The organism is Methylosinus sp. H3A, from assembly GCF_015709455.1.
Taxonomy (GTDB): Bacteria; Pseudomonadota; Alphaproteobacteria; order Rhizobiales; family Beijerinckiaceae; genus Methylosinus.
This window is the reverse complement of record NZ_JADNQW010000005.1, coordinates 3038670-3063183: the sequence shown is the minus strand read 5'-3', so window position 1 is coordinate 3063183 and position 24514 is coordinate 3038670. Positions and strand designations below refer to the sequence as shown.

Annotated in this window: 15 protein-coding genes; 8 read left to right on the top strand and 7 right to left on the bottom strand. The window is 64.8% G+C overall.

The annotated features are described in order from the left end of the window. The first annotated feature begins 10 nt into the window (after positions 1-10). On the top strand, positions 11-280 hold the full coding sequence (locus IY145_RS17185; protein WP_196409331.1) for a hypothetical protein: 270 nt from the start codon (positions 11-13) through the stop codon (positions 278-280). 59 nt (positions 281-339) lie between these two features. Here the strand turns inward: IY145_RS17185 and IY145_RS17180 are convergent, their stop codons facing one another. The 7 genes from IY145_RS17180 to IY145_RS17150 all read right to left on the bottom strand — a co-directional run bounded on the left by IY145_RS17180 (position 340) and on the right by IY145_RS17150 (position 11635). Then, on the bottom strand, positions 340-1461 hold the full coding sequence (locus tag IY145_RS17180) for a sigma-54-dependent Fis family transcriptional regulator (RefSeq protein WP_196409330.1): 1122 nt from the start codon (positions 1459-1461) through the stop codon (positions 340-342). A gap of 143 nt (positions 1462-1604) precedes the next feature. Then, positions 1605-3128 carry a porin gene (locus IY145_RS17175; protein WP_246722078.1) on the bottom strand — a complete coding sequence of 508 codons (1524 nt, stop codon included), beginning with the start codon at positions 3126-3128 and terminating at the stop codon, positions 1605-1607. A 602-nt stretch (positions 3129-3730) separates the two neighbouring features. Continuing rightward, positions 3731-5323, bottom strand: coding sequence for a bifunctional phosphoribosylaminoimidazolecarboxamide formyltransferase/IMP cyclohydrolase (gene purH, locus IY145_RS17170; RefSeq protein ID WP_196409329.1), 1593 nt, complete (start codon positions 5321-5323; stop codon positions 3731-3733). 456 nt (positions 5324-5779) lie between these two features. After that, positions 5780-7813: a hypothetical protein gene (locus IY145_RS17165; protein ID WP_196409328.1), complete on the bottom strand. Its 2034-nt coding sequence runs from the start codon at positions 7811-7813 to the stop codon at positions 5780-5782. Beyond that, complete coding sequence (locus tag IY145_RS26600) at positions 7713-8327, bottom strand: toll/interleukin-1 receptor domain-containing protein (RefSeq protein WP_196409327.1); 615 nt, start codon at positions 8325-8327, stop codon at positions 7713-7715. Before IY145_RS26600 ends, IY145_RS17165 begins: the two co-directional genes overlap by 101 nt. Before the next feature lie 126 nt (positions 8328-8453). Next, positions 8454-10112, bottom strand: coding sequence for a heparinase II/III family protein (locus IY145_RS17155; protein ID WP_196409326.1), 1659 nt, complete (start codon positions 10110-10112; stop codon positions 8454-8456). 122 nt (positions 10113-10234) lie between these two features. Next, entirely contained in the window at positions 10235-11635 is a 1401-nt protein-coding gene (locus IY145_RS17150; protein ID WP_196409325.1) for an RsmB/NOP family class I SAM-dependent RNA methyltransferase, read from the bottom strand. Between the two features lie 104 nt (positions 11636-11739). Between IY145_RS17150 and IY145_RS17145 the strand changes: the two genes are divergently transcribed. From IY145_RS17145 to IY145_RS17115, 7 genes are all read left to right on the top strand, one after another. Then, a complete protein-coding gene (locus IY145_RS17145; protein ID WP_196409324.1) occupies positions 11740-11946 on the top strand; it encodes a DUF1674 domain-containing protein in 207 nt (68 codons plus the stop codon). 81 nt (positions 11947-12027) lie between these two features. Continuing rightward, positions 12028-14697, top strand: coding sequence for an MMPL family transporter (locus tag IY145_RS17140; protein WP_196409323.1), 2670 nt, complete (start codon positions 12028-12030; stop codon positions 14695-14697). A gap of 3 nt (positions 14698-14700) precedes the next feature. Then, entirely contained in the window at positions 14701-15162 is a 462-nt protein-coding gene (locus IY145_RS17135) for a DUF2147 domain-containing protein (protein ID WP_196409322.1), read from the top strand. Positions 15163-15376: 214 nt separating this feature from the next. Further along, positions 15377-16933, top strand: coding sequence for an efflux transporter outer membrane subunit (locus tag IY145_RS17130; protein WP_196409321.1), 1557 nt, complete (start codon positions 15377-15379; stop codon positions 16931-16933). Next, a complete protein-coding gene (locus IY145_RS17125) occupies positions 16930-18222 on the top strand; it encodes an efflux RND transporter periplasmic adaptor subunit (RefSeq protein ID WP_312030605.1) in 1293 nt (430 codons plus the stop codon). The genes IY145_RS17130 and IY145_RS17125 overlap by 4 nt, the downstream gene beginning before the upstream one ends. 9 nt (positions 18223-18231) lie before the next feature. Then, positions 18232-21378: an efflux RND transporter permease subunit gene (locus tag IY145_RS17120; RefSeq protein WP_196409320.1), complete on the top strand. Its 3147-nt coding sequence runs from the start codon at positions 18232-18234 to the stop codon at positions 21376-21378. Beyond that, positions 21375-24500: an efflux RND transporter permease subunit gene (locus IY145_RS17115; protein ID WP_196409319.1), complete on the top strand. Its 3126-nt coding sequence runs from the start codon at positions 21375-21377 to the stop codon at positions 24498-24500. Before IY145_RS17120 ends, IY145_RS17115 begins: the two co-directional genes overlap by 4 nt. The last annotated feature ends 14 nt before the right edge of the window (positions 24501-24514 follow it).

Below are 24514 nucleotides of genomic sequence, written 5' to 3'. Positions count from 1 at the left end.
GGAGTTGGTCATGAGCAAAAATGCCCTCGCCGCCGGGCTTCTGGCCCTGACATTGACCGGTTCGACCATTCTCGCCTCCACCGCCGAGGCGAACCCCTATCGGCGCCATCACCACGGCCATTATTGGGGCGGCGTCGCCGCAGCGGGGGCGCTGACCGCTCTGACGCTCGGCGCCATCGCCGCATCGCAAGCGCCGAGCGATTGCTATATGACCCGCCAGCCCGTGACCGACGATTGGGGCAATGTCCTCTATTTCCGCCGCGTGCGCGTCTGCGAGTGAGCCAGCGCGGATGAATGAGCCCAAAAAGGCGGGGCCCTTCGATCTCGAAGCGGCCGCGCCTACCGCGCCCTCTCGCTCGCCCGCTCGTTCAGACGCCGATAGAGCGTGCTGCGATGCACGCCGAGCACGCGAGCGGCCTTGCTGAAATTGCCGTCGCAGGCGTCGAGCGCCGCGCGCATCGCCGAAAGCTCGGCGTCGCGCAGCCTGTGCTCGGCGAGCCGCGCCGAAGGCGGCTCGAAGCAAATGTCATGCAGCTCCAAAGGACAATCCGTCGGCCGCGCGCGGCAGGAGGACGGCGTGTTGGCGAGGCCATAATAGCGCCGGCCGTCGCTGCCGATGATCTCCGCCATTTGCGGCGCCGTTCTCAGCGGCTCGAACAATTCGTCGAAACTCACACTGTCGAGAGCGCTCCAATCGCGCTGCACGAAGGAGAGGCCGCGGCGATTGGCGGCGATGAGCCGCTTGTCGTCGTCGAAGGCGAGGAGCCCCTCGCGCGGCGCGCCGACGACGGCGGGATCGGTGTGGAAGCGCAAGACAGTCGCCGCTGAAAAAGCATTGCCGCCGAAGAAACGATGCTCGATCTGCTCGACCGCGAAGCGAACGAGCCCCAGAGCATGGACGCGATGCACGCCGGCGTTGGCCGAGAGGGCGAGCGCGCCGACGACGACGCCGCGCGGATCGACGATGGGCGCCGCCGCGCCGCTCAAAATCGCGTGGCTCTCGAAGAAATGCTCGCCGCCATGCACGGCCACCGCCCGCCGCTCGGCCAGCGCCGCGCCGATCGCATTGGTGCCGGCGGCCGCCTCGCTCCAATGCGCGCCGGGCTTGAGCGAGATTTCCGCCGCCTGCGCGACAAAGCCCATGTCGCCTATGGCGTCGACGATCACTCCCTGCGCATCGGCGAGGATGACGACCGCGCCGGTCTCATGCGCTTCGGCGTTCAGCGCGTCGAGCTCCGGCCGGCAGAGCCGCCGCAGCCGCTCGTGGCGCGCAAGAAAAGTCTGCAGCTCGGTCCGCTCGAGCGCGGCGGCGCGCGGCGGTTTGGCGACATCGAAGCCGAGTTCCGCGCAGCGCAGCCAGGACCGCAGAATCGGCTGTTTGAGCTCGACGGTCGGCAGCTCTCCGCGGCCGAAGAATTTTTCACGCGCCGCCTCCGTCAGGCTGGCGGAATAGAGGGGCATTTGAGACGCCTTTTCACGGCCGTCCGATACGCGACGGCGGGCGGGCGGCCCGTCGCCGAGCCGACCGCTGCTCGTCAATATGAGAATATGCGCGGTTTGTGCATCGCACCAATTGTCGCAGCCTTTCCCCTTATCCCATGGGATCAAAAGGAGAAAATCGTTCCTGCGACGAGCGCGTTGGTCCGCACGCCCTGCCCCAGCAGATTATGCGAGACCGAGCGCACGAATTCGCTCTGGAACGTGACCCAATCGGTGAAGCGATATTTCACGAAGCCGATCGTCGAGGCGTTGGCGGCGACGAGCGCGCCATCGCCGAGACGGCCGGGATAATCGGCGAGATTGGCGTCGAGATAGCTGACGCCATAGCTGCCGCCGAAGGTCAGGCGCTCGAAGATCGTATAGCCGGCCTGGGCGTAATAGCCAGAGGATTTGCGCCGCTCGCCGTCATAGCCGACGCCGTCGAAATAAAGCCCCGTCGTGCCGAGGCCGACGCCCTTATAGCCGTAGCCGACCAAAGTCACCGGACCGACGTCGAAACGGCCGCCGGCGTCGATCGCCATGGAGCGCACGCCCGCCCCGCGCGCGAGCAGCACGGCGTCGCCGGATTCGACGCGATGGCGCTGGGTGAGGCCGGATGTCCACAGGGTCAGCTTCATCCCCGGCGCGAGCTCGCCCACATATTTGAGACGCGCCTGAAAGCCCGGCTGATCATGCCCTGTGATCACGCCCGAATAGGGAAGGACGCCGGCGGCAGACACATAGGAGCCGGCGTTGTCGAATTGCTGATAGGGTGAGAAGGCGCCGACCGAGACGGTGACGCCATGGAAATCCGGCGTCGTATAGGTGAGCTGCGGAATCCAATCCGCATAGACATAGCCGAAGCCGATGCGGCCGAGGCTCGTATTGGAGGGGCTGGCGTTAGCGGCAATGGTGCCGGCGCCGAACAAAGTGAAATCATTGAGAATGGCGTCGGCGGCGAAGAGGCCGAGATCGCGGCCGACCTTCAGCGAGCCGTAATCGGCCGAGCTGATCTCGCCGAACACCTGTCGCAGATCGACGCCCGGCGTGCCGAGCGCCACCGAGGCGCCGGAGCTGTTGCCATTGAGCAGGCCGACGCGAATATTATTGCCGCCCGCGTAGAGGCCGAGCGAGAAGGAGACCTTATAGCCCTCCTGCTCGGTCGAGAGATTGAGCGCCAGAGCGCTCGGCAGCAGGCCGGAGCGAATGGCTGAGGAGTTGTTATAAAGGCTGCCGCCGCCGAGCCCGCCGGCGACGGTCGCCGTTCCGGCCTGCTTGAATTGCTCGGTCGCGAAAAAGGCGAGCTGGCCGGAAAGGCGCACGTCGACCGCGCCGACGCGCGCGCCGATCCCTTTGTCGAGGCGCGTGATGAAGCGATCCGAAGGCGTCGCGAGCGGCTGCGCGGCGGCATGGCTCGCCACAACGGCGCGGGCCGGCGCGGCGGTCTCGGCCGCATGGCGCGCCTTCAGCTTGCGATATTCGCCCTTGGTCAGAATTCCCTTGGCTTTCAGCTGATCGAGCAGTTGATCCGTCGTATCCGCGCGCGCCGCTCCGGTGAAAAGCGAAACAAAGGCCAGCCCTGCCGCCATCACATTCGTCGCCTCGTGCCGCATTGGACGCGGAACGGCCACATCGCCGGTTCTTGTCATTGGCGTTTCCGTCGTTTCTTCTCAGGAAAAGTCCCGGCCGCCCTTCGAAGAGACGGCCGGGAAAGTTAGGGAGGATTGAGTGACCGCTCGTCATCGACCCAGCGGCGCGGGCCTCTTTCCCTGGGAAGGAAAGTCTCGTAACGGCGCGACCCGGCGCCGCCGCTCTAAAGAGCAGCGTGACGAAATCGGACCGAATCTGCTTGGAGAGGCGCGGCGTCAGCGTCGTTCGCGAAGAACAGGCCGTCAAAACCGCAGAATAACGATCGAGTCTTCGTCGATCAGCTTCGATATCGTCTCTGGTACAATTACAGCCCCTGGATCTTCGCTCGCCTTCGGCAGGAAAGCGCGTGGTCTTTCGGGGGGTCATTAGGCGACGTGCGCCGCACAATGGCAATTAGAACGTCTCAAAATCGCGACAGATTTCGCTTATTCGACAAACTGTCGCGACAAAAACTGCCGCAGACTGCGACAGTCGCGGCCGCAGCGCCGCAAAATGCGACAGCGCGACAATACGCCTCGCCGGGAAGACGCGGCACGATGTCGCGCATCCCTTTCGAAATCAACAGACTACATGCGTATATTGCAGCGCAGCGCGCGCCGGCTCAGTGCCGGAAGTGCCGCACGCCGGTCAGCACCATGGCGAGGCCGGCCTCGTCGGCGGCCGCTATGACATCCTTGTCGTTGACCGAGCCGCCCGGCTGGATGACCGCCGTCGCGCCCGCCGAGGCCGCCGCCAGCAGCCCATCCGGGAAGGGGAAAAACGCGTCCGAGGCGACCACCGAGCCGACCGCGAAGCTCTCCCGCACGCCGGCCTCGCGCGCCGCCTCCTCCGCCTTGAAGGCCGCCGTGCGCGACGAGTCGACGCGCGACATCTGCCCGGCGCCGACGCCCACCGTCGCCAGATCGCGTGCGTAGACGATGGCGTTGGACTTCACATGCTTGGCGACGCGAAAGGCGAATTTCAAATCCGCCAGCTCCCGTTCCGTCGGCGCGCGCTTCGTCACCACGGTGAGGGTCAGATCGTCGACGACGCTATTGTCGCGCGACTGCGCCAGAAAGCCCCCCGAGACGCTGCGGAAGGTGAGCCCGCCCGCGCGCGGATCGGGCAGTCCGCCGGCGAGCAGCAGACGCAAATTCTTCTTCGCGGCTATGATGCCGATCGCCTCCTCATCCGCCTCCGGCGCGATGATGACCTCGGTGAAAATCTTCACGATCTCGCGCGCGGCGTCCGCATCGAGCTTGCGGTTCAGCGCGACGATGCCGCCGAAGGCCGAGACGGAATCGCAGCGCAGCGCCTTGCGATAAGCCTCGGCGAGGCTCGCGCCCTCGGCGACGCCGCAAGGATTGGAATGTTTGATGATGGCGACGGCCGCCGTGCGCGCGGGGTCGAATTCCGCGACCAGCTCATAGGCCGCGTCGGTGTCGTTGACGTTATTGTAGGAGAGCTGCTTGCCCTGCGCCTGCTTCGCCGTGGCGACGCCGAAGCGCTTCTCTCCCGTCAGATAGAAGCCCGCGCTCTGATGCGGATTCTCGCCATAGCGCATGGGCTCGGAAAGACGCCCGCCCATCGCGCGCCAGGGCGGCGTCATCTCATCGAGCGCGCCCGCCAGCCAATTGGAGATCGCCGCGTCATAAGCCGCCGTGCGCGCATAGGCCTTTTGCGCGAGGCGCCGACGCGTCGCCAGCGTCGCCGCGCCGCCATTGGCGGCAAGCTCGGCCAAAAACCCCTCATAATCGGCCGGCTCGACCAGCACGGCGACATCATCGTGATTTTTGGCGGCGGCGCGGATCATCGCCGGCCCGCCGATATCGATATTCTCGACGCAGGTCTCGAAAGGCGCGCCCTTGGCCAGCGTCGCCTCGAAGGGATAGAGATTGACGACGAGCAGATCGATCTGCGGAATGTCATGGGCGAGCATGGCCGCCTCATGCTCGGGATTCTCGCGGATCGCCAGCAGGCCGCCATGCACCTTGGGATGCAGCGTCTTGAGGCGCCCGTCCATCATCTCCGGAAAGCCGGTGACATCGGCGATGTCGCGCACCGAAAGGCCCGCCTCGGCGAGCGCCCTGCGCGTGCCGCCGGTGGAGACCAGCTCGACGCCATGCGCGGCGAGAGCCTTCGCCAATTCGACGAGTCCGGTCTTGTCGGAGACGGACAGCAGAGCTCTCGTGATACGGCGCAGATCGACCGGCATTCAGATCCCTCGTTCTGGAGCGAAGACGTCGCGGGAAACGATATCGACCCGGCGCTTAGCATAGATCGCCGGAGGGAGAAACCAACTGCGTCCGTGCGCGGGGCGATCGGAGGAACGTCGGAAGCGCCGCCTTCACCTTCCCCAAAGGCCGCCATCGCGAGGCTTGCCGGCGACGAGGTTGTGCCGCGGCCTCGCGCACAACAATTGTCATCTTCAATTGGTCGCCATGGCGAAGCGGGCGCGGGCTCTCGAAGCCGCGGCGGGACGCCGCCGCGAACGGAGAACTGTGTCTCTAAGCGGAAAAGGTGGCGCCAGACGGCGCGCGGGCGCATGAAAGCCCGCCGACCGCGGCCAAAAAACCGCGAACGACGACACCTCAACTATTTCGAAAAGCGCACCAACCTATGTTACGCCGCCGTCAATGAAGTCGATAGAGGCAGCTCACGTAGGTGTGCATTACGCTTCCTTCAGCCAACTGCGTTGCTTAGGGGTTAGACCATGATCGCCGCCTCCAAGAAGAAAGCTTATCTTTCTTTTGAGTTCGGGAATTCGCCTTTTTAGGCGATGCTCATGCGTCTGCAATAGGGCAATTGCATCCGTCAGTTCATCGTTTTCGATAAGATATGTTGCCTTTAAAAATAGATAATCTGGCAAGCGGGCTCTTCCCTCTCCAGATTGCCTGTCGTCTATCATCCGTCCAATTTGTTCTATTTTTTTGTGGGCGGCGGGGAGCTGCTTCAGCCTAATGAGGATTTCCGCCTGGATAATATGTGCTGGCACAAGTCTTGGGGTTTGACCTGTCGCCTTCTCCGCAAAGTCCAAAGCCTCCTTAAGTTCATTCGCACGACGATATATATCGGCCATTCGGATAGCGTAAAATGACTTCCCTTCTTCATCTCCGTAACGCTCAAGGCTGGTCAGCAACTCTTCTATTTCCGGATCATAAATGATATCTTTAGTAACTCTGCTATGTTTTGCCACCCGAAGAGCGAGAACCTGATCAATCACATAAGGGTTTGTTTGAGCAATCTTCAACGCTTCTTCGGAAAAGCGTCTGGCCTCCTCCATCTCGCCGACTTGCATTAACGCATGAGAAAGCTCACGCATCGTTGCAAACGATCGCGAATTTAGCGCGTGCGATTTCTTGAACGCAGCAATTGCGTCCGCGGGCTCCCCCTTGATTCGGAGGCGGAAGCCTTCAAGAAAGAGTTTCAACGCCTTCTCGTAAGAACTGCCCTCTCCGAGCAAAGAGAATGTTTTTTTGAAATCCTCGTCCTCCCCTAGTCTCGCCAACGACAAGCATCGCAATCTCAGTGTCTCTAGCTTCGCTCTATCACTGATCAAACGATATGAATTGAGCGCAGTCTCACAAATACGCGCGCAGTCATTATAGCGGCTCTGATCATAGAATTGCCTTGCAACATACACAGAATTAGCAGGAGAAAGAAAAGCGGCTAGTTCTCCACCATCCTTGTTTAGATATACCGCCGCACGAGCAGCAGCTGAAATAATTTCAATGTCTACCTCATCGTCATTTTTATATGAATCATAAATTGATATTACTTCTGACTGAAGCTTTGTAACCTGCTCAGCAGATAATTTTAAAAATGACGAACGATCAAATGCAGATCTCAACGGACGATTTATAGAGCAGATATTTCCTGCCCGTTCAACGCAATGGAACTCCTCCAGCTCTCGCAATGCCGCACCAATTTCTTCTGGAGTTAGCGATACAGCCACCGATAAAAGTTCAATAGAGCTAGGACCTAACGTACGTAACACGCTCAACACCTGTATATGGGGCTGCTTGAGCTCGATTCGCGCAACAAACTCGTCACCTCGTCTCCGCTTGAACGCAACCAAGTCGGATGGATCTTCTATTAGCGATTGAATTGAATGGCTATCTAAAAGCCGTAACACGAACTGGATATTATACGGATGCCCATCTGTTAAATCCACCAAGCGAGAAATCTCATTACTGCTAGAAACCTGCCCCTTCTTTTTAATATGCAAAGAAATTAGGCGCTTCACATCCTCGGAGTCGATCGGATCGACCCGGAAGTAATAGACATCACTTTTCTCCCTAGCAGATGCAGGTGGCGTCCGAAACAAAATAAGCACAAGGTAAGGCAAAGACGGGCGTAGCCGCCTAAGTTGATCAAATACCCCCCTTAAATCTACCGAAAACCTGCCGTCATCTTCAAGCGCGCCACCGTTATCAATAATAAAAATAACCTCATTGTTTCGGTTGAATATTTCAATGAGGTCAACTATTTTTAGATATCTCGCTTCTAAATTGCTTTTTTCAAACAGATCGTTGTTATCAAATATTTCTGATTTACTGAACCCGCCAAGGGCCTCAAGTAGACTGCGATACAAATCGCGAGCGTCAAAATTTGGTTCTATTACGATTGTTGGATGAACTTTTGGTGCCCCTGGGTAAACATCGGGAATAATATGGGCTAGCGAGCGTTCGGCGGCCGATACCATCCATTCCGCTGAAAGCAATGGCGATTGGCGTATGTTCGTCCGGAGCTGCTAATCGCCTCTTGATATCGGCTGTAATTGCTTCCCGACCTAAATAGGGAGTTGGAATTTGGGAGATAGAGATTTGCAACTCTATCAGAAGTGATCTGATTAGTCGCGCGGCAGTTCCAGAGCTTACCGCTCGTCTAACAGCCGAAACAAGCTGCACAGATTCAGGCAGATCATTTGGCTTCACCCCATCGAGACAGAACGTTAGAATTTGTCGGATACGCCGAGATGCGAGATATTCATTTGCAATATTGATTTCATAATTAACAAAACCGGAATCGATACTTTGCCTAGTTGCAAATATAACGAACAAGTTGCTGCGCCCAATTGCTTCACGTATTACCTCAGTGTTAAACCCTCCTACCGAGAACGTCCTTTCATCATACTCGGCGATAGCAGCGCCAAGCAAGGAAAAGACTTCCCCCACGAAATTTTTATTTGCACTGCTGTGTGAAAGAAATGCGCGCATTGCAATCTACCCGTTTTAGGTGTCCTCACCAGCCTCATTGCTGCCACCAAAGAAAGCGCAGCTATATAGTAACTTTTGGGCTCAGCTGCCAATGCCGGAAACTCACCATTATCGTCCACCGCCCCCTCACCCCTCCTCCACCCGCGAAAACGACCACCGCAGATGCGCGTCCTTCACGCCGCGCCCATACACCACGATCTGCGCGCTTTTCCGCGCCGCGGCCGCGCCGGCGAAGAAGACGCTCTCCTCCACCGCCACAGCGGCGTTGGCCTCGAAGACGAGATCGACGCCGCCGCTCGAAAGCAGCACCTTGCGATCATTCGCCCCCATCACCCGCACATTGGGATGCAGATGGAATCGCAGCACGAAATTCTCGGCGCGCGCGCCGTGGCGCAGCGCGACGAGCCTGTCGTCGCCGAGGAGCTGCGAGCCGTCATGCGCCAGCGCCAGAGTGCGCTCGTGGACGAGGCCGAATTCGCGAACATAGCCGTCATGGGCGAGCTCGAGATCATGGCTCGAGGCGGTGGAGCGCCGCGCCGCCTTCACCAGCGCGGGGCCGGCGACGATGCGCTCCCCCGGCCGGCTGCGACCCGGCCGCGCCTCTATGCGGCAGGTGGAGCGATCCTCGACGACGAGCGTGGAATGCGCCGCCGTCGAGCGCGCGACGCGGCGTAGAGCCTCGGCGCCGGCGGGCGGCGCGCCGCAATTGACGACGATGCGCTCGACGCCGATCGAAAACTCGAAGGACAGGCATCCGGCATGGGCCGCGAAGGAGAAGAGCGGCGGCGGCGGCGCGCCGGCGTCGACGATGACGATCGCCTCGCCCGCCTGCAGTCGCCGATAGCCGGAATGCGGCGCGTCTAGCATTGGCGCGCCGGAGGCGTCGGCATGAGCGAGGATCGTCGCCAGCCGGTCCGGCGGCGCGTAGCCCATGCCGTTGAACAGCGCCAGCGCGCCGTCGCCATGCTTCAGCACGCGCAAAAAGGAGATCATCGCGCCGATCGAGGCGAGCAGCCGCTCCGGCGGCCGGCGCCCACGCGCGGCATAGGCCTGGCGCAGCGGCAGGAGATCGAGCAGCAATTCGACCGGCGTCTCCGGATTGCGGCCGATATGGCCGCCGTCCGGCAGAATCTGCCGCGATAGCTCGGCGTCGAGAAGGCCGGTCGCGCGCATCTCGTATTTGCGGCCGGCGTCGGCGCAGACCCCATAGGCGGCGAGCGCGACGGCGCAGAGCAGCCGATCGGAGGCGCGTCGCTCCGAGGCCATGGCGCGCAGCAGGAAGCGGATGTTGCGGGCCAGCGCCCGCATGAAACGCTCATAGAACTCCTGATCGGCGCCCTCGAGCAGGATCGGCGATTGCGCGAGCCAGGACAGAGTGCGGCGCGCGACGACGCGCGGCTCGAGCGCGGGATCGTCGATGAAATCGGCGCGCGTGCGCAAATATTCGTCGACGAGCGCGCGCGCATTGGCGCGCGCCAGGGCGCGGTCGGCGGCGCGCAAATGGCGCAGCCAGGAAAATCCCGCGAGCGAGCGCCGCCACCCCGGAGACGGCGGCGTTATGGCGAAAGGCGAACGCCCATTGGTCTCGACGACCTTGCCGTCGAAGGAGAAATAGCCGGCGTAGATTTCATCGGCGACGGTCGGATCGGCGGTGCGAATGTCCTGCGGCGCGATATAGAGCCGCTCCGGCGCGCGCACCCCCATCGCCTGCACGACATAATAAGGCCCCTGCACCGCGCGCGCGAAAGAGACGACGCTGCGCGCTGCGGCGCGCGCGAATCTCATTCCCGAGCTTTGGGCCGTTTCGCTCAGAGCGTCCTCCTCGCGCTCCGCAAATCGGAAGGAGCAAAGCGAGTCTCGATTGGGATGGCACAAATCGCATGACGAGAAAAGCGGCGGTTCCGCGTTCAGTCTCGCCGCACGAGTCGCGCGGCGAAGAAACCATCGAGCCCGGCGAGGCGCGGATCCTCATTGGGCCAATAGGGCGGCAGCGTGCGCAGATCGCCTTCCGCCGTGACGAATTCGGCCGGAACGGCGTCCGTCTCCGCGTCGATCGGCGCGCGTCGCATCTCCGGATGGCGGCGCAGAAAGCCCGCGATCTGCGCTTCGCCCTCCTCCGGCTCCAGCGAGCAGGTGCAATAGACGAGACGCCCGCCCGGCCGCAGCAGGACGGCGGCGCGCTCGAGCATGCGGGACTGCAGCGCGACGAGGGAGTCGAGATCGCCCGGCTTCTTGATCCAGGGCACGTCGGGATGACGGCGGATGGTCCCCGTCGCCGAGCAGGGCGCGTCGAGCAGAATGGCGTCGAAGGGGCGCGCGGCCACATAGGCGGCGGCGTCGCCCACCGCCACATCGGCGTGCAGGCGGAGCCTCTGGAGATTGGCGGCGAGCAGCTTCAGCCGCTCGGCCGAGCGGTCGAGCGCCGTCACCTCCGCGCGCGCGAGGGCGAGTTGCGCGGTCTTGCCGCCGGGGGCGGCGCACATGTCGAGGACGCGCTCCTCCGGCTCGACGGCGAGGAGGCGCGCCGGCAGAGCGGCGGCGGCGTCCTGCACCCACCATTCGCCGTCCGCATAGCCCTCGAGCTCGACGATCGGCGTGCGCGCGCGCAACCGCACCGAGCCCGTCGGCAGCACGATTCCGTCGAGGCGCCGCGCCCAACCTTCGGCGTCCGATTTCACCGTGAGGTCGATCGGCGGCTCCTGCATATGGATCGCCGCAATGGCGCGCGCCTGCGCCTCGCCATAGGCCTTGATCCAGCGCTGCGCGAGCCAAGCGGGCGTGTCGAGCTCCAGCGCATCCCCGCCCAGAAACTCCTCGCGGCGGCGGATCAGATTGCGCAGCACGCCATTGACGACGCCGGCGAAGGGCGCCGTCTTCGGCTCCAGCCTGACCGCGCGAACGGCGAGGTCGACGGCCGCGTGGTCGGGCGTGTCCAGAAAGAGAATTTGCGCGGCCGCGGCGACGAGCGGCCATTCGAGCCGCGCCGCCTGCTTGGGCAGCCCCTTCTCGAGGAGAACCGCCAGCACATGACGGATCAAGCCGAGACGGCGCACGCCGACGCAGGCGATCGAGCGGGCGAGCGCGGCGTCGCGCGCCTCCATGCCCGCGAGCCGGGACGGAACCGCTTGCGGCGAAAAGCGTTCGTCAAGCCGATGGCCGCCTTGCGCGACGTCCGCGATCACATTGGCCGCGGCGATGCGCGCCTGGAGGCCGGGGATCTGCGCCGCCTCCAGCTCCCTGACGGAGTCGGCGGGAACGAAGCCGGCCCGCGCCTTGGCCTTGGCCGGGAATGGTTTATGGTCGGTCATTCATACCTTCGACGGGGATCGAATCGTCGTTTATATCACACACGGAGCTGGCCCCAGGCGAGTGTGATGGAGGCGAGTGTGACGGAGCGATGGAGGGAGGACGGATGAAGGAAGCGGAAAAACGCCCGGACGACGCCGCGCCAGAGCGCGCCCCGCCGCCGCCAGAAGCCCTGCGCGCGCTCGCGGAGGCCGAGGCGCGCCGCGACGCCCGCGAGATGGTCTCGCCGGCGCGCGAGCTCGGCGGCCGCGGCGGACTCGATCCCGCTCGCTACGGCGACTGGGAAAGCAAAGGAATAGCCAGCGATTTTTGACGCCGCGCCAGAGCCTGAGCTCGATGCGGGCCGGCGCCGCCGGCGCGGCCCGCAGCGCGTCGAACCATTCGAGGATCCTTGATGTTGGAAAAGCTCGTGGCCTGGTGTCTCCGCCGGCCCTGGACGGTCGTCATTGTCACGCTCGCGCTCACCGTCGCCGGCGCCTATCTCACCGCCACGCGTTTCGCCATCGATACGGATACGGCCCATCTCTTCTCGCCCGAGGTGCCCTGGCGCGCCAATGAGACGCGCCTCTATAAAGCCTTCCCGCAGATCGACGACATCATCGTGGCGGTCATCGACGCCAAGACCGGCGAGCAGGCGGAAAAAAGCGCGAATGCGCTGCGCGACGCGCTCACCGGAAAGCCGCTCATCTCCAGGGTCTGGCGCCCCGACGACAATCAATTTTTCCGCGACAACGGCATTTTGTTCCTCGGCAGCGAGGAAATCCGCCGCGACATGAGCTCGCTCGTCGCCCAGCGCGAATTCCTGCAGCCGCTCGCCGAGGATCCGAGCCTGCGCGGCCTGTCGGAGGCGCTGCTGTTCGGGATGAAGCAGGTGGGCTCGAGCGAGCGCGGCCTCGCCGCCTTCGCCAAAGGCCTCGACAGTTTCACCGACGCCTTCGACGCCGTGCTGGCCGGCAAGCCGGCCAAAGTCTCCTGGGAGAAGCTGCTCGCCGGCGGCCGCGAGCCGGAGGCGCCCTCGATCGGCCCCAGCGCCGAGCCGCGCCGCATGGTGCTCATCAAGCCGATCATCGACTATTCCGCGCTCGAGCCCGGCCATGAGGCCGTGCAGGTCATCCGCGACACGGCCAAGTCGCTCGGCCTCGTTCCGGCCGAGGGCGTGACCGTGCGGCTCACGGGACAGGTGCCGCTCGCCGACGAGGAATTCGCCACCGTCGCCGAGAACACCGGCTTGAACGTGTCGGCGACGCTCGCCGTCGTCACGCTCATCCTGTGGGCGGCGCTGCGCTCCAAGCGGCTCATCTTCGCCGTGCTCGTCACCATCATCGCCGGCCTCGCGATGACGTCGGGCCTCGGCATATTGCTCATCGGCCGCTTCAACCTCATCTCCGTCGCCTTCGCCGTGCTGTTCATCGGGCTCGGCGTGGATTTCGGCATTCAATTCGCCACCCGTTACCGCGAGGAGCGCCACAATATCGACGATCTGCCCAAGGCTCTGTTGGCGGCGACGCGCGGCATCGGCTGGTCGTTGACGCTCGCCGCGGTTTCTCTGCTCGCCGGCTTCTTCTGCTTTCTGCCGACGGAATTCCGCGGCGTGGCCGAGCTCGGCCTCATCGCCGGCTTCGGCATGATCATCGCCTATCTCGCGACGCTCACCTTCCTGCCTGCGCTGATTCGCATTCTCGGGCCCAAGGCCGAGGCGACGCCGGTGCAGACGGCCTCGCTCGCCAGCGTCGACCATTGGATCGCCGGACATCGCAAGCTCGTGCTCCTGGCGACGGCCGCCGTCGTGCTCGCCGGCGCGCCCTTCCTGCTGCATCTGAAATTCGACTCCAATCCGATGAATCTGCGCGATCAGACCGTCGAATCGGTCGCGACCTTCCTCGATCTGTCGAAAAATCCGCAGACGGCCCCCAATAAGATCGAAGTCCTCGCCGCCTCGGTTCCGGCGGCGCGCGAGCTCGCCAAAAAAATCGCGGCGCTGCCCGAGGTCGATCACGTCACCACCATCGACGAGCTCATCCCCGCCGCTCAGGCCCAGAAGCTGCCGCTCCTCGAGAACGCCGCCAATCAGCTGCGCAAAGTGCTCGACCCGACGCTCAAGCCCGCGCCCACCGACGAAGACACGAAAAAAGCACTGACGCGGGCGGCGAAGACGATCCGCAAAGCCGGCGTCGCCCCCAAGGCGCCGCCCGGCCTCGTCCGCTTCGCCGATTCGCTGGATGCGCTGGTCAAAGCGAGCCCCGAGATTCGCAAAGAGGCGCAGACCGCCGCGCTCTCCGACCTCGACCGCCTGCTCGGCGAGCTGCGCAAGGCGCTCGCCGTCCACGAGATCACGCCGGAGACGCTTCCCGCCGATCTCCGCGACGAATGGATTTCGGCCGATGGCCAGGTCCGCGTCGAGGTGACGCCCAAGGGCGACAGCAACGACCGCGAAGTGATGACGCGCTTCGCCGAGGCGGTGCAGACGCTCGCCCCCGACGCCGGCGGCCCGCCGGTGATCGTCGCCGAGGCCGGCAAAACCGTCGTCGACGCCTTTCTTCAGGCGGGCGTGCTCGCCTTCGTCGCCATTTTCCTGATTCTCGTCGTCGCGCTGCGCCGGGCGAGCGATGTCGCGCTCACGCTCGGGCCGCTGGTGCTCGCCGGAATCATGAGCCTAGAGGCCGCCGATCTCCTCGGCATATCGCTCAATTTCGCCAATATCATCGCCTTGCCGCTGATGTTCGGCGTCGGCGTCGCCTTCCACATCTATTATGTGATCGCCTGGCGCAAAGGCGTCTCCGACATGCTCGCCTCTAGCCTGACGCGGGCGATCTTCTTCAGCGCGCTGACCACTGGCACCGCCTTCGGCAGCCTGTTCCTGTCGAGCCATCCGGGAACCGCCAGCATGGGCGCGCTGCTGGCCATCTCCTTGTTTTTCACGCTGCTCGCGGCCTTCATCATCGTGCCGGCCTTCCTCGGCCCGCCGCGGCGCGAGCAAGAGGAGGAGACGCAGACGGAAGGCGTGGGCGCCTCCGCGCAGCCGGCTTCGCCTGTGCAGCCGTCCCGCGGCGTGATAGGATCCTGATCCATGATCAAGGCGGCCCTCATCCTGCTTCTCGGTCTGTCGGTCGCCTCTCTCGCGGCGGCCGCCCCGGTTACGCCCGAGCCCGCCGCGGCGACCGTGGCGGCGGAGCCGATCTATGGCGTCTGGATTCGCGGCGGGCATCAGCAGAAGCTCGAATTCTTCGACTGCGACGGCAAGCTCTGCGCGCGCGGCGTGTTTCCGCCGCCGCCGCCCGGTCAGCAGCCGATGCTGATCCTGCGCCATGCGGCGAGGACGGAGCCCAATCGCTGGAAGGGCGATCTCTACAATCCCGAGAACGGCAAGCTCTATATCGGCATCATCACATTGGACAGCCCGACTCAGCTCACGCTCACCGGTTGCCTGATCGCCTTCTTGTGTCAGAGCGAAAGCTGGAGCAAAATGCCGACCGAGCCGGCGCCTTCGCAAAAGACGCCGACGTCGCGGCGGCGAATTAACAATCCGTAACTTGACCATAAAGACCCGGCCTCGCAGGGTCGACCAGAGCCGCCGCGGCGGGTCGGAGGTTTTCGACGGCTCTCCGATGCGCTCTCGCGACGCCGGGAGACGCATCGGAAGTGGAAAATTCGTGCGCCCACTTTGACGCCGGAGCTCATTGGTCTAGGCCCTGTCCCCAGGGCCGCGCGCCCGCCCCGGGCGCGAGGATGCGGATGGAACGGAATTGTCCTTGTCTCTGAGACGACGACCACGGCCGCCCCGGCCCCTCGGTCGCGCCGCGGCGCTCGCCGCCGCGACGGCGCTTTCCGGATGCGTGCTGGATTGGGAGAAGCCGGAGGCCACGGTCGAAACCCCGCCGGCCTTCAAAGCGGCCAAGACGGCGCGCTCCGCGCCGCCGATTCGCGCCGCCAGGGAATGGTCGCAGGCCTTCGGCTCGCCCGAGCTGACCCGCCTCGTCGAAAAGGCGCTCGAGCAAAATCTCGACATCGCCGCCGCCGTGGCGCGCATTCAGCAGGCCGACGCGACCGCGCGAATCAACAGCTCCCCGCTGTGGCCCTCGCTGACGATGAACGACATAGCGAGGCGCACCCAGACGCCTGCGACCATCACCAGCGCGACGAGCACCAGCGCCTCGACCAGCGCCACCACCACGACCGGGGCGGCGGGCTCGAGCTTGCTGCGCACCCGCCGCGCCAATTTCCTCCAGCTGCAGCTCGACGCGAGCTATGAGATCGACTTCTGGGGCAAGAATCAGGACGCCTCCAACGCCGCGCGGCTGCTCGCCCATGCGAGCCGCTTCGATCGCGACGTCGTCGAAATTTCCACCATCGCCTCGGTCGTGAACGCCTATTTCCAGGTGCTGACGGCGGAAGACCGGCTGCGCATCGCCCGCAACAACATCAAGATCGCCGAAACCGTGCTGAGGGCCATAAAGGCCCGGCTCGATGTCGGCACCGCCACCGCGCTCGACTTTTCGCAGCAGGATTCGGTCGTCGCGCAGCAGCGCGCCTCGGTGCCGCCGCTGGAGCAATCGCTGCGCCAGACGAAGAACACGCTGGCCGTACTGCTCGGCGCGCCGCCGGAGAGCTCCGTCATCAAGGGCGGCTCGCTGACGAGGCTGCGTTTCCCGAAAGTGTCGCCGGGTCTGCCCTCCGAGCTTCTGCTGCGCCGTCCCGACATAGCGGAGGCCGAAGCCAGGCTCGAATCGGCCGAATTCTCGGTTCTGCAGGCGCGCGCCTCCTTCTTCCCGTCGATCAAGATCACCGGCTATTACGGCGTGCAGAGCGTCGCGCTGCGCTCGCTGTTCCGCCCGGAGGCGATCGCCTGGCAGATCGCCGGCAATCTGACGCAGCCGCTTTTCGACGGCTATAATCTCCAAGGCCAATATCTGCTGCAGCAGGGCAAATACGCCGAGCTGGCGCAGACCTATCAGAAACAGATTTTGACGGCCTTTGCGGACGTCGAAAATGCGCTGATCGCCATACAAGAGACGTCTCGGCAGTTGAAGCTCCAGGGCGAAGCGGCGGCGGCGGCGCGGCGGGCCTATGAGGTCGCCGAGGCGCGGCTCCGCGAGGGCACGATCGACATCATCACGCTGTCGACGACGGAGACGACCTTGTTCCAGACCGAAGACGCGTTGGCGCAGGTGCGCTTCGCCTATTTCCAGGCGGCGACGAGCCTTTATTCGGCGCTCGGCGGCGGCTGGTCCGGAACGACCCGCGCGCTCGAGCTCGCGACCGAGGACGCCGCCTACGAATCGGACAAGGGCCCCTGGCCGTGAAACCGCCCCTCTCTCTGCCGGCCGGATGGCGGGCGAAGCGGCCCTCGCCGCTCGTCGCTCTGGCGACGCTCGCGGCGCTGGCCGCCGGCTATTACGTCGCCCGCCCCTGGTTCGTCGGCGAGAATGGGGCGAAAGAATCCGCCGCTTCCGCGACGGCCGGGAAGCGCGAGGGGCGCCGCCGCGGCTTCGATGGGCCGATCTCCATCACGGCGACGCCGGTGCGCGTCGCCGACGTGCCGGTGACGATCGACGCGGTCGGCACGGCGCAGGCGCTCAATACGGTCACCGTCCGCACGCAGGTCGACGGACGGCTGATCAAGCTCGCCTTCGACGAAGGGCAGAATGTCAAAAAGGGCGACATTGTCGCGCTCATCGATCCGACGCTCTATCAGGCCGCCTATGACCAGGCCGTCGCCAAAAAAGCGCAGGACGAAGCCAACCTCGCCAACGCCCGCGTCGATGTGACGCGCTATAAGAAGCTCGCGGCGAGCAATTTCGGCTCGCAGCAGCAATTTGCGACGCAGGAGTCTCTCGTCACCCAGCTCGAGGCGCAGATCCGCGCCGATCAGGGCGCGATCGACAACGCCAAGGCGACGCTGGACTACGCCACCATCCGCTCGCCGATCGACGGCCGCACCGGCATAAGGCTCGTCGACGTCGGCAATATTCTGCACAGCTCGGACGCCACCGGCATCGTCGTCATCACCCAGCTCCAGCCGATCTATGTCGTCTTCACCGTGCCGCAGCAGTTTCTGCCGGCCGTGCAAAAGGCGCAGACGCGCGCCCCCGCGCCGGCGGCGGCGCTCGGCTCGGACAATTCCAGCGTGCTCGACAGCGGCGTCGTGTCGGTGATCGACAATCAGATCGATCAGACGACCGGCACGGTGAAGATCAAGGCGACCTTCGAAAATAAAGCGCTGGCGCTGTGGCCCGGTCAATTCGTCAACGTCCGGTTGACGGTCGATGTGCTACATGAGGCGCGGGTCGTGCCGAGCTCGGCCATTCAACGAGGCCCCAACGGCGCCTTCGTCTATGTTCTGAACGAGGACGAGACCGTCTCCATGAAGCCGGTCACGATCGGACGTCAGGACGAGGTTCAGGCCGTCGTCGTCTCCGGCCTCGATGTGGGAGAGAAGGTCGCTACGACCGGCTTCTCGCGGCTCGTCGACGGCTCGCAGACGCGGGTGATGGAGCCGGCGGACGCCGCGGCGCGTCCGCGCAAGGAGCGCAAACGCGAGGCAGACGGCGACAAACGCGGCGAAGGCAGCGGCCCGCCGCAACAGAGGTGACGCGCGAAGATGAGCGTGTCGACGCCCTTCATCGAACGGCCGGTGGCGACCTCGCTGCTGAGCTTCGCCGTGCTTTTGTTCGGCATATTGGGCTATGCCCGTCTGTCGGTCTCGCCGCTGCCGCAGGTCGATTTCCCAACCATCCAGGTCACGACGCAATTGCCGGGCGCCAATCCCGACACGATGGCGGCGCTGGTGACGGCCTCGCTCGAACGCCAATTCGGACAGATCCCGTCGCTGCAGACGATGTCGTCGCAGAGCGCCTTCGGCCTGTCGCAGATCACTCTGCAATTCGAGCTCGACCGTGACATAGACGCCGCCGCGCAGGACGTGCAGTCGGCGATCAACGCCGCCGCATCGACGCTGCCGCGCACCCTGCCCTATCCGCCCGTCTATTCGAAGGTCAATCCGGCCGACACGCCCGTCGTCACGCTGACCCTGCGCTCCAAGACCGCCACCATGCGGCAATTGAGCGACGTCGCCGACACGCTGATCGCGCCGCGCCTCTCGGAAGTCCCGGGCGTCGGCCATGTGGCGGTGGAGGGCGGCGTGCGCCCGGCGGTGCGCATACAGGCCGATCTCGCCCGGCTCGCCGCCAATCGCATGAGCATGGAGGATTTGCGCGGCGCCATCGCCGCCGCCAATGTCGCCGGCGCCAAGGGCTCGCTCGACGGCCTCCACCAATCCTACACGCTCGACGCCAATGACCAGCTGAAGGCGGCGCGGCAGTTCGAGACGGTCGTCGTCGCCTATCGCAATGGCGCGCCGATCATGCTGCGCGATGTGGCCACAGTCCTCGACGGGCTGGAGAATGCGCGGGTCGGCGGCTGGTATCGCGGCGAGCCGGCGATCATCCTCGACGTGCAGCGCCAGCCCGGCGCCAATATCATCAGCACGGTGGATCAGCTCCACAAGGAGCTGCCCAACATCAAGCGCGGTCTGCCCAAGGGCATGTCGCTCGACGTCGTCAACGACCGCACCCAGACGATCCGCGCCTCGATCGAGGATGTGGAGTTCACCCTCGTTCTGGCGACGGCGCTGGTGATTTTGGTGGTGCTCGTGTTCCTGCGCAGCTGGCGCGCGACCGTCATCGCCGGCGTCAGCCTGCCGCTGTCGATTATCGCCACTTTCGCGATCATGTCGCTCGCAGGCTTCTCGCTCGACAATCTGTCGCTGATGGCGCTGACCATCGGCGCCGGCTTCGTCGTCGACGACGCCATCGTGATGATCGAGAACATCGTCCGCAACATAGAGCTCGGCAAGACGCCGCATCGCGCCGCGCTCGACGGCGCGCGGGAGATCGCCTTCACGGTGATCTCGCTCACCGTCTCGCTCGTGGCGGTGTTCATCCCGCTTCTGTTCATGACCGGCCTCGTCGGCCGCATGTTCCGCGAATTCGCGCTGACGCTCACAGCGCAGGTCGTCGTCTCGGCGATCATCTCGCTCACTCTGACGCCGATGCTCTGCGCCAAGCTGCTGAAGCCGGGCGCGGGACACGGCGCTCACGAGCCGGCGGCCGGCGGCTTTTCCGCCTGGCTCGACGAATTCTACGCCAAGACGCTCGCCATGGCGCTCGGCCGGCAGAAGCTGATGCTGGCTTTGACCTTCGGCACTCTGGCGCTCACCATCGCGCTCTACGCGCTCATCCCCAAGGGCTTCCTGCCGCGCCAGGACACGAGCCTGCTCAATGTCGTGCTGGAGGGCTCGCCCGACGCCTCCTTCGAGACGATGACCAAGCTGCAGGCCGAGGTCTCGAAAATCTTCGAGGCCGAGCCGGAGGCGACAGGAACCGTCTCGGTGCTCGGCGTCGGCCCGCTCAACGCCACCACCAATGTCGGCCATATGTCGGTCACGCTGCGCGGGCGCGACGTGCGCAGCGTCGGCGCCGACGAGATCGCCGAGCGGCTGAAGAAGGCCGCCGAGCGCATCCCCGGCGCGTCCGTCTTTATCGAGCCCGTGCAGGACATACAGATCACGACGCGCGCCAGCCGCTCGCAATATCAATATACGCTGACGGCGCCGGACGCGGCCGAGCTGCAACTTTGGTCCCAGAAGCTCATCGACGAGATCCGCCGCGACGGCGTGTTCCGCAATGTCGCCGCCGAGACGCAGAATGGCGGGCTGCGCACCTTCCTGCGCATCGACCGCGAGCGGATGGGGCGGCTCGGCATCACCGCGCAGAATGTCGACGACACGCTGAACGACGCTTTCGGCCAGCGGCAAATCTCCACCATCTACGCCCAATCCAACCAATATCGCGTGATATTGGAGGCGGCGCCGCAATATCAGCGCGACCCCACCGCGCTCGACAAGCTCTATGTCGCGCCCGCCGGCGGCGGCGCGCAGACGCCGATCTCGACCTTTGTCTCCGTGGAGCAGACGACTGCGCCGCTCGCCGTCGCGCATCAGGAGCAATTTCCCGCGGCGACGATCAGCTTCGACCTCGCGCCCAGCGCCGCGCTCGGCGACGCCGTGGAGGCGATCACGCGCGCCGAGCGCGAGATCGGCCTGCCCTCCTCCATCATCGGCCTGTTCAGCGCCGATGCGGCGGAGTTTCGTAAATCGCTCGCCAGCGAGCCCTGGCTCATCCTCGCCGCCGCCATCGCCATCTATGTGGTGCTGGGCGTGCTCTATGAGAGCTACGCCCACCCCTTCACCGTGCTGACGACGCTGCCCTCGGCCGGCGTCGGCGCGCTGCTCGCTCTGATGGCGACCGGGCTCGACATGTCGCTGGTGGCGCTGATCGGCGTCGTGCTGCTGATGGGCATCGTCAAGAAGAACGCCATCATGATGATCGACTTCGCGCTGGAGGCGGAGAAGAACGACGGGCTCGCGCCTCTCGATTCGATCGTGCGCGCCTGCCGGCTGCGCTTCCGGCCGATCATGATGACGACGCTCGCGGCGCTGCTCGGCGCGCTGCCGCTGGCGCTGGCGAGCGGCCCCGGCAGCGAGCTGCGCATTCCGCTCGGCGTGTCGATCATCGGCGGCCTCGTTCTGTCGCAGCTGCTGACGCTCTATACGACGCCGGTCATCTATCTCGCCGTCGACCGGCTGCGCACGCGCCTGCGCGAATTGCTGCACGGGTCGTCGACGCAGCAGCCGCGGCCCGCTGCGCCCGCCGCGCCGCCCTCCGAGCGCAAGGAGGCGGCGGAGTGAACATCTCCGCGCCCTTCATCCAGAGGCCGATCGGCACGAGCCTGCTCGCGATCGCGCTGTTTCTGGTGGGGGCCGTCGCTTATTTCTTCCTGCCTGTCGCGAGCCTGCCGGCCATCGATTTTCCGGCGATCGGCGTCGTGGCGGCGCGGCCCGGCGCCGCTCCCGCCACAATGGCCGCCTCGGTCGCCGCGCCGCTGGAGCGCCGTCTTTCCGGAATCTCGGGCGTCACCGAGCTCACCTCGGTAAGCTCGCTCGGCCAGACGCAGATCATCGCGCAATTCGACATCAATCGAAACATCGATTCCGCCGCGCGCGACGTGCAGGCGGCGATCAACGCCGCGGCGACCGACCTGCCCTCCGACCTGCCGATCCTGCCGACATTCCGCAAGGCGAGCCAGGCGACGGTGCCGTCCATCGTTCTCGCGCTGACCTCGGAGACGCTGCCGACGAGCGCCATATTCGACGCCGCCGATACGGTCATCGCCCAGCGCATCTCGCAAGTGCCCGGCGTCGCCGAAGTGCGGATCGCCGGCGCCGAGCAGCCGGCCATCCGCGTGCAGGTCGATCCGGCGCGCCTCGCCGTCATGGGCGTCGGCGTCGACACTGTGGCGAATGCGATCGCCTCCGCCAATGTTCTCTCCCCGCTCGGCGCGCTGAATGGCGAGCAGCTCGGCCGGACGCTCGGAGCCAGCGATCAGCTGTCGACCCCGCGCGAATTTCGCGACATCGTCGTCGCGGCGGCCAATGGCGCCGTGGTCAAGCTCGGCGACATCGCCACTGTGGAGCGCGGCGTGCGCAATCGGCTGGCGGCCGGCTGGTTCAACGGCAAGCCGGCGGTCCTCATCATCGTGACGCGGCAGCCCAACGCCAATGTGATCGCCATGGTCGATCAGGTGAAGGCGCTGCTGCCCGAGCTGCAGAAATGGATTCCGAGCGGCGTCGATATTTCGATCCTCTCCGACCGGACGCAGACGATCCGCGCCAGCGTCTCCGAGATTCAGAACACGATGTTCGTCTCGATCTGTCTGGTGATGGCGGTCGTGTTCGTTTTCCTGCGCCGCGCGACGCCCGTCTTCGCCGCGGCGGTGACCGTGCCTCTGTCGCTGGTCGGCTCCTGCGCCGCCATGTGGGTCGCGGGATATTCGATCGACAATCTGTCGCTGATGGCGCTCACCATCGCCGTCGGCTTCGTCATCGACGACGCCATCGTCATGATCGAGAACATCGAGACCAATGTCGAGCGCGGCATGGGGCGCATGGAGGCGGCCCTCGCCGGCGCGCAGCAGATCGGCTTCACCGTGGTGTCGATCAGCCTGTCGCTGATCGCCGTGTTCATTCCGCTGCTGCTGATGGACGGCGTCTTCGGACGGCTGCTGCGCGAATTCGCCTTCACCCTCACCTTCGCCATCGTCATCTCGACGATCGTCTCGCTGACGGTGACGCCGATGATCTGCGCGCATCTGCCCTCGCCGAAGCGCGAGACGCCGTCGCGTTTCGACCGTCTGGTCGAGGGCGCGCTAGCGCGGCTCATCGGACTCTATGCGCGCAGCCTGCGCCCCGTCGTCGACCATCCCTGGGTGACGCTCGTCGTCATCGTGCTGACGGTCGCTTCGACCGTCTACCTCTACAGCACGATCGCGAAAGGCAATCTGCCGCAGGACGACATCGGCCTGCTCAATGGCACGACGGAAGCCTCGGCGGATATCTCCTTCACCGACATGGTCGCGTTGCAGAAGAAGGCCGCGGCCATCGCCGCCGCCGATCCGGACGTCGTCAATGTCGGCTCCTTCGTCGGCGCGACCAATCTGACGATGTCGGGCAATCAGGGGCGGCTGTTCCTGGCGCTGAAGCCGGCCAATGAGCGCAAGTCCTCGAGCTTCGAGGTGCTCGCGCGGTTGCGTCAGGAGTTCGGCAAGATCGCCGGCCTCGGCGTTTATATGGCGCCGTCGCAGGATCTGCGGTCGGGCGGACGCCAGAGCAAGGCGCAATATCAATATACCGTCACAGCCTCCTCGGTCGACGAGCTAGAGGAATGGACGCCCAAGCTACTCGCCCGCCTCAAGCGCCTGCCGGAGCTCGCCGACGTCACCACCGATCGGCAACAGGGCGCGCTGAAAGCCGATGTCGTCATCGACCGCACCGCGGCCTCCCGCATGGGCGTGCCGATTCAGGCGATCGACGCGGCGCTCAACAGCTCCTTCGGCCAGCGCCAGGACTCGATCATCTACACCCAGCGCAACCAATATCGCGTCGTCGTCGAGGCGCCGCTGTCGCGCCAGCGCGATCCGCGCGACCTCTCCGGCCTCTATGTCTCGGCCAGCGACGGAACCCAGGTTCCGCTCACCGCCGTCGCCCACATAGAGCGCGGAACCATGCCGCTGGTCGTCAATCATCAGGGCGTGCTGCCGGCGGCGACGATCACCTTCAACATCGCGCCCGGCCAAACGCTGGACGCCGCCGCCAAGGCCGTTCTCGCGGCGACCGACGAAATGCAGCTCCCCAATGGCGTGCAGGCGGATTTCGCCGGCGACGCCAAGGATTTCCGCAAGCTCTCCTCGGGCATGGCCTGGCTGATACTGGCGGCGCTGCTCGCGGTCTACATCATCCTCGGCGTGCTCTACGAGAGCTTCGCCCATCCGGTGACGATCATCTCCACCCTGCCCTCGGCCGGCCTCGGCGCGCTGCTGGCGCTGGAGGCCTTCGGCACGGAATTCACGCTGATCGCCTTCATCGGCATTCTGCTTCTCATCGGCATCGTCAAGAAGAACGGCATCATGCTCGTCGACTTCGCCTTGCACGCCGAGCGCGAAAAGGGCTTTTCGGTGCGGGACGCGGCGATGGAAGCGGCGGTGGAGCGCTTCCGGCCGATCCTGATGACGACGCTCGCCGCCATGCTGGGCGCTCTGCCGCTCGCCTTCGCGAGTGGGATCGGCGCGGAAATGCGGCGTCCGCTCGGCGTCACCATCGTCGGCGGGCTGCTGCTCAGCCAGCTGCTGACGCTCTATACGACGCCGGTCATCTATTTGCTGATGAGCAAGCTGGAGAGCCGCCGCCCACGGCCCGCGCCGGAAGCGCCAAGCATCCAGCCGCCCGGCATGGAGCCACGGACAGCGCAAGGGTAATAGGATTTCCCGCC